Raw genomic sequence first — 12,936 nt, forward strand, 5'->3', positions numbered from 1 at the left:
CAATGGACCTGCCCCGCCGCCTGCGCAGCAAACAGCTGAAACTCCACGCCCCGGAACTGACCTTCGCTGCGCAACTGCAGGCGGTGCTCAACGCCAACTTCGACTTTCACCGTGAGTTTCTGCCCTGGGCCCGTGACGACTGGACCCTGGAGCAGGCTCGCCAAAGCCTGCTCCAGGCCCGGCAGAACTGGGCGGCGCCCCAGGATGAAAAACGCTACTACCTGTTCCTGGCCAGTGGTGAGCTGATCGGTTGCCTCGGTGTGCGCCCGGATGCCCAGGGCAAGGTCGGCCTGGGTTACTGGATCGCCGAGGCCCATGCTCGGCAGGGCTTGATGACCGAGGCGCTGGAAACCCTGCTACCACTGCTCGAAGGCTCGCTGTTGTGGCTGACCACGTCGCCGGCCAATGTTGCGTGCCAGCGCCTGGTGGAGGGGCTGGGGTTCAGGCGGGTGGCGTCGGCGGCTGGGGCGAATGCGCGGTTGCGGTATGAGTTGAAGGGTTGATTCAAGTTCGGTGCTCAATCGCGGGTCAAGTCGAGGCGTCGCACCGCCGCTCCCACAGGATCGATGGTGCCTCTGTGGGAGCGGGCTTGCCAGCGATTAGGCCGGCAAAGCGCTAGCCAATTTCAGGTCCTAGGACCTATCCTACGCAGTCTGTCGATCTCACAAGCTTGCCCGGGGAAGGTCTGCACACTAGGCTCGCTCGGTCACTGAATGTTCGGTGACCGGGTTTGGCGACCCGGACAAGTTAAGACATCACCATGACTCTCTATGGTGGCTGTGCGCGGGAGGGCTTTGGCCCTGCCGGGTTCCTAACTTACCGGTTCGCCAACCCGCGTACAGCTGCCACCCATTTTGTTTGGCGACGAAAGCGTGGCGGCTCCACAAGTTAGGAGTTGACCATGAAAAAGCTCGTCCCCGATCCCCCAAGCCTGCACCTCGCTGAAACCGTTGAAACCCCTGTCAGAAGTTGCCCGGAGCATCCGCCGCTATTCAGCGTGTGTGCAGGTGTCAGCGCCGAAGACGCGCTGGTGCATGCCTTGCTGTACCTCAAATGTGCCAGCGCCACTATTGGCCAGGCGGTGCAGCACTGCAGTGAGGAAGGACGAGAGTTTGTCTGGTCGGCCCAGCAGTCGGTGGAGCTGGCCAGGGCGCTGGTGGATGCGTTGTTGGATGGGATTGAGTTGAGGGTGGTCAAAGACTGATTCGGCGTTGCCTGGATCGCGGGGCAAGCCCGCTCCCACGCCGGTGGCGTTGAACCTGTGGGAGCGGGCTTGACCCGCGATGAGGCCGCCAGCGTCAATCCTTGACCAACGCCCGCAACGCCGCCTTCGCCTCAGGCGTTTGCAGCCGTTCGATAAACAGCAGGCCTTCACGTTGAACCGTCGCTTCCAGTTCCTGGCGGTGGGCATCCTTGAGCAGGCGCTTGCTGATGCGCAGTGCATCCTGGGGCAGGGCCTGTAGCCGTGCCGCCAGCTTGCGCGCCGCCGCCAGGCACTGTTCGCCATCTTCATGCAGCTCATTGGCCAGGCCCCATTCAACGGCCTGTTCGCCTGTGAGCAGTTCATTGCACAGCAACAAGCGCGCCGCCCGGGCATGGCCGAGCAGGCGTGGCAATAGCAGGCTGGAGCCAAACTCCGGGCACACCCCCAGCGGCACGAACGGCATGCGCAGTTTAGTGCAACGGCTGACCAGTATCTGGTCGCAGTGCAGCAGCAAGGTGGCGCCGATGCCGATGGCGGCGCCGGCAACCGCTGCGATCAGCGGCTTGTCCAGTGCCAGCACCACGCGCATCAGGCGGAACACCGGGCTGTCCAGGTCGCCGGGCGGGTTGTCGAGAAAGTCCTTGAGGTCGTTGCCGGCGCTGAAGCACTGCGCGCCGCCGGTCAGGAGGATGACCTCGACCTGGGCGTCCTCCTGGGCCGCCAGCAATAGCTCGCCCAGCTGGCTGTACATGGCGTTGTTCAGCGCATTGAGCTTGTCCGGGCGGTTGAAGGTCAGGGTCAGCAGGCCCTGATGCAGTTCGCGGGTGATCAATTCGTTCATGGCGTGCCTGTGTTGTTGTAGGTATCAGAACGTCGGCGGGGTGATCACCCAGATCACCACCGCATCCACTTCGCCGGGGTTGCCGTAACGGTGCGGCTCCTGGCTGGAAAAACTGAAGCTGTCGCCTTCGCCGAGCTGAAAATAGCGCTCGCCAACCCACAGCTCGAAACTGCCGGACAGCAGGTAGCCGGCTTCTTCGCCGTCATGGCTGTAGCTTTGCTGGCTGTAGGTGCCCGGCGGGAAGCGCGAGTGGAGGATTTCCAGCTGGCGGTTGGGTTGCGGGGTCAGCAACTGGTCGACGATGCCGTCTTCGTAGTGCACGCTCAGGCGGCTGTGCTTGCGCACCACGTAGCCGTTGTCTTCCGGGGCAGTACTGGCTTCGCTGGCGAAAAACCACTGGATGGTCACGCCCAGGCTGCGGGCGATGTTGAACAGCGCCGGGATCGACGGGTAGGAGAGGTTGCGCTCCAGCTGGCTGATGTAGCCGGCGGTCAGCTCGCTCTGCTCGGCAAGCTCGGCCAGGGTCATGCCGCGGCGCTTGCGCAGGCCGCGGATGCGCGTGCCGAGAAAATGCGCGGTGCTGGTGCCTTCCTGGCTGGCGGCGGGCGGCGTCTTGCTGCTGTTGCTCATGGCGTGCTCCGAACCGCACTGTCAAAGCCCCGGAGTATAAACAGGCTTACAGGCTCCAGGCGACTTTCAAACCGTCGTAGACGGCTTCTTCCACCGTGCGCGGGGCCAGGCAGTCGCCGATGCGTTTTACTTCGACCAGGCCGTGCAGTTCAGCGGCCAGGGTATCGACCGGCTGATGGCCCTGGCACAGCACCAGGGTGTCGATGTCTTCGAAGATCATCGGCTCGCCGCTGGCGGTGTGTTGCAGGTACACGGTGGTGTCGTCGCAGCCGTACAGGCGCGCATAGGGGGTGATCGGGATACCCAGCTTGTGCAGCTCGCCGGCCATCTGGTCGCGCACGTACAGCGGCAGGCTTTCGCCGCAGTGGGTGCCATTGACCGCCAGTTGCACCTGGTGGCCTTCACGCACCAGGCGTTCGGCGATGCCCGGGCCGATCCAGTCGCAGCGCCAGTCGACCACCAGCACCGAGCGCCCGGGCCGGGCCTCGCCGCGCAGGATCTGCCAGGCATCGAGCACCTGCAGTTCGCCACCGCGCTCGAAGGCCGGCCAGTAGGGTTCGGCGCCGGTGGCGACGATCACCAGGTCGGGCTGTTCGCGTTCGACGAGGGCGCGATCCACCCGGGTATTACGCACCACCTTGACCCCGGCCAGCTGCATCTCCCGTTGCAGGTTGGTGCTGGCGCCGCCGAATTCGGCCCGGCGCGGCAGCAATTGCGCGAGCAGCACCTGGCCGCCGAGCTGTGTGCTGGCTTCGTACAAGGTGACGTCGTGGCCGCGCGCTGCCGCCACTGCCGCCGCCTTCATGCCGGCCGGGCCGCCACCGGCGATCATGATGCGCTTGCGCACAACTGCCGGCTGCAAGCTGCCGAACTGCTGCTCACGCCCGGTTTCCGGATGCTGGATGCACGAGATCGGCAGGCCCTTGTGAAAGTGGCCGATGCAGGCCTGGTTGCAGGCGATGCAGGCGCGTACATCTTCGACGCGCTCAGTGCGGGTCTTGTTGGGCATTTGCGGGTCGCAGATCAGCGCGCGGGTCATGCCGCAGACATCGGCCTGGCCACGGGCGAGGATCAGTTCGGCTTCCTGGGGCTGGTTGATGCGCCCGGTGACGAACAGCGGAATGCTCAGTTGCGCCTTGAAGGTCCCGGCCTCGCGCGCCAGGTAAGCCGCCTCGATAGCCATTGGCGGGACGATGTGCACGGCGCCGCCGAGCGAGGCCGAGGTGCCGGCGACGATATGCACGTAGTCCAGTTCTGCTTGAAGCAGCTTCACCGCCGCCAGCGATTCATCCTCGGTCAGGCCCTCGGCGTCGCGCTCATCGGCGCTGATGCGCAGGCCGATGATGAAGTCGTCTGCCGTCGCCGCCCGCACTGCGGCGATTACTTCACGGACAAAGCGCAGGCGTTGCTGCAACTCACCGTTGTAGCCATCGCTGCGGCGGTTGACCCGTGGGTTGATGAACTGCGCCGGCAGGTAGCCGTGGCTGGCCACCACCTCGACGCCATCGATGCCGGCCTGGTGCAGGCGCCGGGCCGCAGCGGCATAGCCAGCAACGATCTCGTCGATCATGGCCTGGTCCAGCGCCCGTGGCATCACCCGAAAACGCTCGTTGGGCACCGCCGAGGCCGAGTAGGCCACGGCCAGCAAGCCGTCGCTGGACTCCATGATTTCCCGCCCGGGGTGGAAGATCTGCGACAGCACCACGGTGTCGTGGGCATGGCAGGTCTCGGCCAGTTGGCGGTAGCCGTCGATGCAGGCATCGTCGGTGGCCATCAGCACGTGCGAGGTGTAGCGCGCACTGTCGTGCACCCCGGCCACCTGCAGCACGATCAGGCCGACGCCGCCGGCGGCACGGGCCTGGTGGTAGGCAATCAGGCGCTCGTTGACCAGGTTGTCGGTGGGCATCGAGGTGTCGTGGCCGCTGGACATGATGCGGTTCTTCAGGCGTTTGCCACGGATGTGCAGCGGTTCGAACAGGTGCGCGAAGGTCGACATGCGGGTCAGGCTCCAGCGGGGTGTTGTTGTTATTTTTCTATAGAAGTGTACCGCCAGTAAAAAATCAACTTGTTTTTTTACTGGCCTTTGACTAGTTTGCAAATCACCCCGGGTCCTGGGGCACACCTCACAACAACAAGAAAACGGGCCACGCATCACGTGGTACCGGCAAGAGGAAGCATTGATGAAATCGAACCTGCTCAAGCTCTCTCCCTGGTTGCTTGCCTTTGCGGTCGGCGGCGCCCAGGCAGCACCGGACATGGTCGTGGTCGCCTATGGCGGCGCCGGCCAGAAAGCCCAGGATGCGGCGATCTTCAAGCCTTTCAGTGCCCAGGACGGCAGCACGTTGATCCAGAGTGAATACAACGGCGAAATGGCCCGGATCAAGGTCATGGTCGATACCGGCAACGTCGACTGGGACCTGGTGCAGATCGAAGGCCCGGACCTGATGCGCGGCTGCGACGAGGGCATGTACGAGCGCCTCGACTGGACCCAGCTCGGGCGTGCCGAGCAACTGATACCCGACGCCGCCCAGGCGTGCGGCTCGGCGGTGCTGGTGTGGAGCGTGGCGATTGCCTACGACCGCAACAGGCTGGCCCAGGCGCCGGCCTCGTGGGCGGACTTCTGGGACGTCAAGAAAATCCCCGGCAAGCGCGGCCTGCGCAAGCGTGCGGTGTACAACCTGGAGTTCGCGCTGATGGCCGACGGGGTCAAGGTCGAGGACGTCTACAAGGTCCTGGCCACCCCCGAGGGTGTCGACCGCGCCTTCAACAAGCTCAGCGAGCTCAAGCCCTATATCCAGTGGTGGGAAGCCGGCGCGCAACCGGCGCAGTGGCTGAGCGCCGGCGACGTGGTCATGACCTCGACCTACAGCGGTCGGGTCGCCGTCGCCGCCCAGGAGGGCAGCTCGCTGGCCCTGGTGTGGCCGGGCAGCCTGTACGGCATGGACTACTGGGCGATCATCAAGGGCTCCAGGCATGTCGACCAGGCCAAGCGCTTGATCGCCTTCGCCAACCAGCCCGACACCCAGGTGCGCTACGTCAAGCAAATCCCCTACGGGCCGACCAACACCCAGGCTGCCGCCGAGCTTGATCCGAAGCTGGCGAGCTGGGTGCCGACGTCCAGGCAGAACCTTGAGGGCGCACTGTCGATGAACGTCGAATTTTGGGTCGATCACGGCGATGAGCTGGAAGAGCGCTTCAACGCCTGGGCCAGTCGCTAACCCCTGTGGCTGGACATCGTACGGTGTCCAGCCCTATTGTCTGGCCAGTTTTTCGCCTGAGGACAACAATAATGACCGAGACCGAAATCCGCCTGCGCCAGGAACTGGCCGCCTGCTATCGATTGATCGCGCACTTTCGCATGACCGATCTGATCTTCACCCATATCTCGGTGCGCATTCCCGGCCCCGAGCATCATTTTCTGATCAACCCCTATGGTTTGATGTTCGATGAAATCAGCGCCTCTAACCTGGTCAAGATCGACCTTGCGGGCAGGGCGGTGGAGGCTTCGCCGTACCCGGTGAACCCGGCCGGTTTTGTCATTCACAGTGCCATCCACGGTGCCCGCGAAGACGCCCAGTGCGTGCTGCACACTCACACCAAGGCCGGCTGCACGCTGGCGGCGCTCAAGTGCGGGTTGCTGGCGGTCAACCAGATTTCCATGGAATTCCACGGCAAGGTTGCCTACCACGACTACGAAGGCATCGCCCTGGACATGGCCGAACAAGCGCGCCTGGTCGATGACCTGGGTGACAAGGCGGTGCTGATTTTGCGCAACCATGGCTTGCTCAGTGTCGGGCGCAGTGTCAGCGAGGCGTTCCTGCGCATGTACTACCTGGAAAAAGCCTGCGAGATCCAGCTCACGGCGATGGCGGCCGGCGAGCTGCTGCTGCCATCGGAAGAAGTCTGTGCCCACACCGAACGCCAGTTCAACGAACCGGCGCGGCCGCTGAAGGAAGGCGAGCTGAGCGATCCGGACGGCATGCAACTGGCCTGGTCGGCGTTGCTGCGTCTGCTCGATCGGGTGGCGCCGGGCTATCGCGACTGATCAGCAGTTGTTGTACAGTTGTTCAACAGCATCGCGGGGCAAGTCGGGTCGCCGCACCGCGAAAAGTCTCCCACCCGAAGAGAACCGCCAATGAGCCAGGAAGCCCGTTACAGCCGTATGGTCCCGGAGTTGCGCAAGGCCAACCTGGTCGAAGCGACCCTGGTGTGCCTGAAACGCCACGGCTTCCAGGGCGCCTCGATCCGCAAGATCTCCGCCGAGGCCGGCGTCTCGGTGGGGTTGATCAGCCATCACTATTCGGGCAAGGACGAACTGGTCGCCGAGGCCTACATGGCGGTCACCGGCCGGGTCATGGGGCTGATCCGCGAAGCCATGGCCCAGGCCGCACCCAATGCCCGCGAACGGCTGTCGGCGTTCTTTCGCGCCTCATTCTGCGCCGAATTGCTCGACCCGCAACTGCTCGATGCCTGGCTGGCGTTCTGGGGCGCGGTGAAAACCGCCGAGGCGATCAACCAGGTGCACGATCATTCCTACGGCGAGTACCGCAACGAACTGGGCCGGCTGCTGGCGGACCTGGCCACAGAGGAGGGCTGGCAGGCATTCAACGCCGACCTTGCGGCCATCAGCCTGAGTGCCTTGCTTGACGGCCTGTGGCTGGAATCGGGGCTCAACCCCGGGACCTTCACCCCCGAGCAGGGCGTGCAGATCTGCGAGGCCTGGGTCGATGGTTTGCAAGCCGGTGGGCGCCGGCGCTTCACCCTGATCGAGGGCTGTTGATCGGTCGTTCAGTAATGGGTACGCTGCTGTCGTGAGTCATACAACAATTTTTATAAGAGACAACACGCAATGACGCCTCGGGTACTGGTCGTCGATGACGATCCGCTGATTCGCGACTTGCTGCACGCCTACCTGTCCCAGGAAGGCTACGACGTGCACTGCGCCGCCACGGCGGAGCAGGCCGAGCATTTTCTTGGCGAGCAGGCCGTCGACCTGGTCATGCTCGACATCCGTCTGCCGGGCAAGGATGGCCTGACCCTGACCCGCGAACTGCGGGTGCGCTCGGAAGTCGGCATCATCCTCATCACTGGCCGCAACGACGACATCGACCGCATCGTTGGCCTGGAATGCGGCGCCGACGACTACGTGATCAAACCGCTGAACCCGCGCGAGCTGGTGTCGCGGGCCAAGAACCTGGTGCGCCGGGTGCGCCATGCCCAGGCCGGCAAGCCGCCCAGTGGCGCCAATCATCCGCTCAAGCAGTTTGCCGACTGGGCCCTGGACACCGACCGCCGGCGCCTGATCGACCCCCAGGGCGGCGAAACCCTGCTGACCCATGGCGAGTTCCAGCTGCTCAGCGTGTTCCTGCGCAACAGCGGCCATACCCTGAGCCGCGACCAGTTGATGGACCAGATCCGCAACCGCGAATGGGTGCCCAACGACCGTTCCATCGATGTGCTGGTCGGCCGCTTGCGGCGCAAGCTGCACGATGACCCGGCCGAACCGCAGCTGATCATCACCATTCACGGCGCCGGTTACCTGTTTACCGCCAGCGTGGCGGCCTGAGCGCATGTGGCGGCTGTTCTGGCTCGCCCTGCTAGTGCTCGGCGCCCAGGCCCAGGGCGCCGAGCGCATCCGCTATTGCGACTACCCGGTGTACCCGCCGGTCTCCTGGAGTGACGGCAAGCAGGTGCGCGGCCTGGCGCCGACCGTGGTACGCCAGTTGTTCGCGCGCCTGGGCTATGAGGTGGAGATCGTCGTGCTCGGCAACTGGAAGCGCTGCCTGCTCGATGCCGCCGAAGGCCGGGTCGACGTGGTGTTGGCCTACAACAGCGACCAGCGCGACCAGGGCATGCGTTTTTCCACGGTGCCAGTGCTGCGCGAAGAGGTGGCGGTGTTTTTCAACCGCCAGCGGCCGGTGAAATTCGAGCGCCTTGAAGACCTTGCCAGCTACCGCGGCGGGCTGTTGTTCGGCGAAAGCTACGGCCCTGACTTCGACCGCTTCGTCGCCCGCCACCAGAACATCGAGTGGGTCTCCGACAGCCAGCAGAACTTCGGCAAGCTGATTCGCGGGCGCATCGATTTCGTCATCCAGGAGCGGCGTACCGGCCAATTGTTTGTCGAGCACCTGCCTGGCGCCCAGGACATCCAGGCCTTGCCCACCGCGCTGAGCGTCGACTACCTGCGGGTGGCGGTGTCGCGTCATTCACCCTTGAGCCAGCACATGGCGCAAATCGATGAGCAGTTGCAGCGCATGACCGACAACGGTGAGATCCTGCGCTGGCTGGAACAAAGCGAAGTCACCTACCGCGACATGGTCAACCTGCCGGCGGACGCCCGTTGATGCGCCTGCAACCCGGTGGCCTGCTGCGGCGCCTGCTGCTGTTCATCCTGTTGTTCAGCCTGTGCTTTACCGTGCTGGCCAGCACCGTGCAGTTGTATTTCGAGTACCGCCGCGAAATGCGCGACATCGATTCGCGCATGGCGCTGATTCGCGCCGGCTACCTGGCAAGCCTTGAGCGCAGCCTCTGGGACCTCAACCAGGAGCAACTGAACGTGCAATTGCGCGGCCTGGTGGACTTCTCCGATGTGGCGCGGGTACGCCTGAGCAGCGCCGATTTCGACTTGCTGCAGGGCGAGGCCATGCCGCAAGGGCCGCTGCGCATCGAGCGCTTCGCCCTCGACTACCAGCCGCCGTCAGGGCCGCCACGCCATCTGGGCGAGCTGGAAGTCAGCATCGACCTGGGCGCGGTGCACCGACGCCTGTTCGCCACCGGGCTGACCAGCCTGTTGTGGATGAGCGTGTTCCTCTGCGGCCTGGCCGTGGCCCTGTCGGGGTTGTTCTACCGCCTGGTCACCCGCCACCTGCAGGTGATGGCCGAGTTTGCCCGCCGTATAGGCGCCGGCGATTTGCAGGAGCCGCTGCGCCTGGACAAGCGCCGTTCCAGCCGCGAAGACGAAATCGATACCGTGGCCCACGCCCTGGACGACATGCGGCGCAATATTCTCAGCGATATCGATCGCCGTGAAATCGACCGCCTGGCCCTGCAGGACAAACGCGACGAACTGCAGAAGATGGTCGAGCGCCGCACCGCCAGCCTGATGCATGCCAAGGAGGAGGCCGAGGCGGCGAACCTGGCCAAGTCGCGCTTCCTGGCAACCATGAGCCATGAACTGCGCACCCCGCTCAACGGCATCCTCGGCATGGCCGAACTGCTGCGCGAAGCGCACCTCGACGCCCGTGACCGCAAGCGCCTGGATGCCCTGTACAAAGCCGGCGAAGGTTTGCTGACCATCCTTAACGAAGTGCTGTATTTCGCCCGCCTGGAAGAGGGCGAAAGCCACCCGGAGCCGGTGGATTTCTCCTTGCGCCAATTATGCGACGAGGTCATGACCCTGCTCGAGCCGCGAGCGCTGAACAACGATACGGTGCTGCGCTGTCGCATCGATAGCCAGTTGGCGCCTCGCCAGCACGGCGCCGAGCAGTTTTTGCGTCAGGTGCTTAGCAACTTGCTGGCCAACGCCATCAAGTTCACCGAGGCCGGCGAGGTGAGTGTCGATGTCCAGGTGCTGGACCAGGCGCAAGGCCGCCAACAGTTGCGGGTCAGCGTGCGCGACAACGGCATCGGCATCGCTGCGCCGGTGCAGGGGCGGATTTTCGATCGCTTCGTCCAGGCCAGCGACGCCGTGGCCCGGCGTTACGGCGGCACCGGCCTGGGCCTGGCGATCTGCAAGCACCTGGTCGAGCTGCTCGGCGGGCGCATCGGCCTTGAAAGCGTCGAGGGCCAGGGCAGTTGTTTCTGGTTCGAGCTGCAGCTGCCAGCGGCGGCCGCCGAGGCCCCGGCGCTGCTGCCGGCGGCAGCGGTGCAGGCCCTGGATATTCTTGTGGTCGAAGACGTCGAGCTCAACCGCGAGGTGGTGCGCGGCCTGCTGCAGCGTGACGGCCACCGCTTGTGGATGGCCGAAGACGGTGAACAGGCGCTGGAGCTCTGCGCCCAGCGGCGCTTCGAACTGATCCTGCTCGATGTGCACCTGCCGGGTATCAGTGGCGTCGAGCTGTGCCGGCAGATCCGCCGCATTCCCGGGCCGAACCGCGCGTGCCGGATCCTGGCGCTGACCGCCAGCGTGCAACCGGCGCTGGTGCGCGGATTTCTTGCGGCGGGCATGCAGGGCATCCTCGCCAAGCCGCTGAAGCTCGACAGCCTGCGCCAGGCGCTGGCGCAACAGGGGGTGGTGGTCGAGGCGGCGACGGCCGGGCAGGGCATGGACTGGGCGCTGCTCGACACCCATCGCAGCCTGCTCGGCGAACAGAAAGTCCAGGGTTTGCTGACGGTGCTGCGCGATGCCCTCGAACAGCACCAAGGCGCGCTGGCCGAGGCGCTCAAGGCCGGTGACTGCACCGAGGTCGCACACCTGGCCCATCGCCTCGCCGGCAGCAGCGACTCCCTGGGTTTTAGCGGCCTGGCGACGGTACTGCGCGAGCTGGAAACAGCAGCACTGGGCAAGCACCAGGCGGCCCTGAATGCACTGCAAGCACCCTTGACCGAGCAGTTGCGCCTGGCCGCACAGACCCTCAAACAGTTGATCCAGAGCTGACGTACAAAAACCTTACGACTTTTTACATCTTCGATCTTCAGGTACAACGCCAGCTTACATCGCTTTCCAATAATCGACGGCAACCGCTGCACGCGGTCTTCGAAGCTTATTGGAGATAATAATAATGAACTGCCGTAAAGCTCAGCCGTCCCCGCACCATCGTCTGTCCCTCCCGCGCTTCAACCACTGTTGAGGTGCCGACATGACTGACTCTACTGACCGTAAAGGCATCCACCTGACCCGCGCGCTGAAAAGCCGGCACATCTTCATGCTGTCGCTGGGCGGGGTGATCGGTACCGGGCTGTTCATGGGCTCGGGGGTGACCATCAACCAGGGCGGGCCCATGGGCGCGATCCTTGCCTACCTGGTGGCGGGTTTCCTGATGTACCTGGTGATGGTCTGCCTGGGCGAGCTGTCGGTGCAGATGCCGGTGTCCGGCTCGTTCCAGACCCACGCGACCAAGTTCATCGGCCCGGCCACCGGCTTCATGATCGGCTGGGTGTACTGGATGAGCTGGGCCACCACCGTGGGCCTTGAGTTCACCGCCGCCGGCATGCTGATGGTGCGCTGGTTCCCCGAGGTGCCGATCTGGTACTGGTCGGCGCTGTTCGTGGTGGTGCTGTTCGGCCTCAATGCCCTGGCCACCCGCGCCTTTGGCGAAGCCGAGTACTGGTTCTCGGGGATCAAGGTGGCGGCGATCCTCGGGTTTATCATCGTCGGCGTGCTGGTGATCTTCGGCGCGATCCCGCTGACCAGCGGCGAGCCAGCGCCGATGATGAACAACCTGATTGGCGACTCGATGTTCCCCAACGGCCTGTCGGCGGTGTTCGCGGTGATGATGACCGTGGTCTATGCCTTCCAGGGCTGCGAAATCATGGGCGTGGCCGCCGGTGAAACCGACCAGCCAGAAAAGAGCATCCCGCGGGCGGTGCGCAACGTGGTGTTCCGCGTACTGATCTTCTACGTGCTGGCCATCGTCGTGCTTTCGGCCATCGTGCCGTGGCAGCAGGCCGGGCTGATGGAGAGCCCGTTCGTGCAGGTCTTCGACATGGTCGGCATTCCCTACGCCGCCGACCTGATGAACTTCGTCATCCTTACCGCGATCCTGTCGGTGGGCAACTCCGGCCTGTATGCCTCGACGCGCATCCTCTGGGCCATGTCCAAGACCGGCATGGCGCCCAAGAGCCTGTCGCCCTTGAGCAAGCGCGGCGTGCCGCTGCGGGCCCTGAGCATCACCCTGTGCTTTGCCCTGGTGTCGCTGATGACCAGCTTCGTTGCCGCCGACACCTTGTTCATGGTGCTGATGGCGGTGAGCGGCATGTCCGGCACCGTGACCTGGATCGTCATTGCCCTGGCCCAGTACAAATTCCGCCGTGCGTACCTGCGCGATGGCGGCAAGCTGGCCGACCTCAAGTACCGCGCGCCGCTGTTCCCGCTGGTGCCGCTGCTGTGCATCACCCTGTGCAGTTCGCTGTTCGTGTTCCTGGCCCTGGACGAAACCCAGCGGCCGTCGCTGTACTGGGGTTTTGGTTTCATCGCCGTGTGTTACGCGGCGTACTTCATCATCCACCGCAAGCGCCAGGCGGTGTTGGCACCGTCGGTGTAAACCCATCGCGGGGCAAGCCCGCTCCTACCTGTAAATGTAGGAGCGGGCTTGCCCCGCGA

12 protein-coding genes are annotated in these 12,936 nt (G+C 64.5%); 9 read left to right on the forward strand and 3 right to left on the reverse strand.

Features of this window, described 5'->3' with window-relative positions; translation table 11 throughout:
- Window positions 1-2: 2 nt before the first annotated feature.
- Window positions 3-503, forward strand: a complete 501-nt coding sequence (locus LOY37_RS12470) for a GNAT family N-acetyltransferase (RefSeq protein WP_258717045.1) — start codon at window positions 3-5, stop codon at window positions 501-503.
- Between the two features lie 398 nt (window positions 504-901).
- Window positions 902-1,204 (forward strand): DUF3077 domain-containing protein, encoded by a 303-nt coding sequence (locus LOY37_RS12475; RefSeq protein WP_258717046.1) that lies wholly within the window; start codon window positions 902-904, stop codon window positions 1,202-1,204.
- A 94-nt stretch (window positions 1,205-1,298) separates the two neighbouring features.
- Here LOY37_RS12475 and LOY37_RS12480 read toward each other — a convergent pair whose 3' ends face one another.
- The 3 genes from LOY37_RS12480 to LOY37_RS12490 are packed head-to-tail and all read right to left on the reverse strand — an operon-like array spanning window position 1,299 to window position 4,671.
- Entirely contained in the window at window positions 1,299-2,045 is a 747-nt protein-coding gene (locus LOY37_RS12480; protein ID WP_258717047.1) for an enoyl-CoA hydratase-related protein, read from the reverse strand.
- Window positions 2,046-2,069: 24 nt separating this feature from the next.
- Window positions 2,070-2,675, reverse strand: a complete 606-nt coding sequence (locus LOY37_RS12485; protein ID WP_045198793.1) for a helix-turn-helix domain-containing protein — start codon at window positions 2,673-2,675, stop codon at window positions 2,070-2,072.
- A 46-nt stretch (window positions 2,676-2,721) separates the two neighbouring features.
- The gene (locus tag LOY37_RS12490; protein WP_258717048.1) at window positions 2,722-4,671 is read right to left on the reverse strand and encodes an FAD-dependent oxidoreductase; all 1,950 of its coding nucleotides are present in this window, start codon (window positions 4,669-4,671) and stop codon (window positions 2,722-2,724) included.
- 184 nt (window positions 4,672-4,855) lie between these two features.
- Between LOY37_RS12490 and LOY37_RS12495 the strand changes: the two genes are divergently transcribed.
- The 7 genes from LOY37_RS12495 (at window position 4,856) to LOY37_RS12525 (ending at window position 12,877) form a co-directional block, all read left to right on the forward strand.
- Complete coding sequence (locus LOY37_RS12495; RefSeq protein WP_258717049.1) at window positions 4,856-5,893, forward strand: ABC transporter substrate-binding protein; 1,038 nt, start codon at window positions 4,856-4,858, stop codon at window positions 5,891-5,893.
- Window positions 5,894-5,964: 71 nt separating this feature from the next.
- On the forward strand, window positions 5,965-6,720 hold the full coding sequence (locus tag LOY37_RS12500) for a class II aldolase/adducin family protein (protein WP_258717050.1): 756 nt from the start codon (window positions 5,965-5,967) through the stop codon (window positions 6,718-6,720).
- Window positions 6,721-6,810: 90 nt separating this feature from the next.
- Window positions 6,811-7,455, forward strand: coding sequence for a TetR family transcriptional regulator C-terminal domain-containing protein (locus LOY37_RS12505; protein ID WP_093383240.1), 645 nt, complete (start codon window positions 6,811-6,813; stop codon window positions 7,453-7,455).
- Window positions 7,456-7,524: 69 nt separating this feature from the next.
- Window positions 7,525-8,241, forward strand: a complete 717-nt coding sequence (locus LOY37_RS12510; protein WP_045198803.1) for a response regulator — start codon at window positions 7,525-7,527, stop codon at window positions 8,239-8,241.
- 4 nt (window positions 8,242-8,245) lie between these two features.
- The gene (locus LOY37_RS12515; protein WP_258717051.1) at window positions 8,246-9,019 is read left to right on the forward strand and encodes an ABC transporter substrate-binding protein; all 774 of its coding nucleotides are present in this window, start codon (window positions 8,246-8,248) and stop codon (window positions 9,017-9,019) included.
- Complete coding sequence (locus tag LOY37_RS12520; protein WP_258717052.1) at window positions 9,016-11,271, forward strand: ATP-binding protein; 2,256 nt, start codon at window positions 9,016-9,018, stop codon at window positions 11,269-11,271. The genes LOY37_RS12515 and LOY37_RS12520 overlap by 4 nt, the downstream gene beginning before the upstream one ends.
- A 202-nt stretch (window positions 11,272-11,473) precedes the next feature.
- Window positions 11,474-12,877, forward strand: a complete 1,404-nt coding sequence (locus LOY37_RS12525; protein WP_045198808.1) for an amino acid permease — start codon at window positions 11,474-11,476, stop codon at window positions 12,875-12,877.
- The last annotated feature ends 59 nt before the right edge of the window (window positions 12,878-12,936 follow it).

This window comes from Pseudomonas sp. B21-012 (assembly GCF_024749305.1).
GTDB lineage: Bacteria > Pseudomonadota > Gammaproteobacteria > Pseudomonadales > Pseudomonadaceae > Aquipseudomonas.

What these genes read in the sequence shown, in the direction of transcription:
- LOY37_RS12500 (WP_258717050.1), top strand. Translation starts at nt 5,965, where the DNA reads ATGACCGAGACCGAAATCCGCCTGCGCCAGGAACTGGCCGCCTGCTAT.
- LOY37_RS12495 (WP_258717049.1), top strand. Translation starts at nt 4,856, where the DNA reads ATGAAATCGAACCTGCTCAAGCTCTCTCCCTGGTTGCTTGCCTTTGCG.
- LOY37_RS12510 (WP_045198803.1), top strand. Translation starts at nt 7,525, where the DNA reads ATGACGCCTCGGGTACTGGTCGTCGATGACGATCCGCTGATTCGCGAC.
- LOY37_RS12515 (WP_258717051.1), top strand. Translation starts at nt 8,246, where the DNA reads ATGTGGCGGCTGTTCTGGCTCGCCCTGCTAGTGCTCGGCGCCCAGGCC.
- LOY37_RS12485 (WP_045198793.1), bottom strand. Translation starts at nt 2,675, where the DNA reads ATGAGCAACAGCAGCAAGACGCCGCCCGCCGCCAGCCAGGAAGGCACC.
- LOY37_RS12490 (WP_258717048.1), bottom strand. Translation starts at nt 4,671, where the DNA reads ATGTCGACCTTCGCGCACCTGTTCGAACCGCTGCACATCCGTGGCAAA.
- LOY37_RS12475 (WP_258717046.1), top strand. Translation starts at nt 902, where the DNA reads ATGAAAAAGCTCGTCCCCGATCCCCCAAGCCTGCACCTCGCTGAAACC.
- LOY37_RS12470 (WP_258717045.1), top strand. Translation starts at nt 3, where the DNA reads ATGGACCTGCCCCGCCGCCTGCGCAGCAAACAGCTGAAACTCCACGCC.
- LOY37_RS12525 (WP_045198808.1), top strand. Translation starts at nt 11,474, where the DNA reads ATGACTGACTCTACTGACCGTAAAGGCATCCACCTGACCCGCGCGCTG.
- LOY37_RS12505 (WP_093383240.1), top strand. Translation starts at nt 6,811, where the DNA reads ATGAGCCAGGAAGCCCGTTACAGCCGTATGGTCCCGGAGTTGCGCAAG.
- LOY37_RS12480 (WP_258717047.1), bottom strand. Translation starts at nt 2,045, where the DNA reads ATGAACGAATTGATCACCCGCGAACTGCATCAGGGCCTGCTGACCCTG.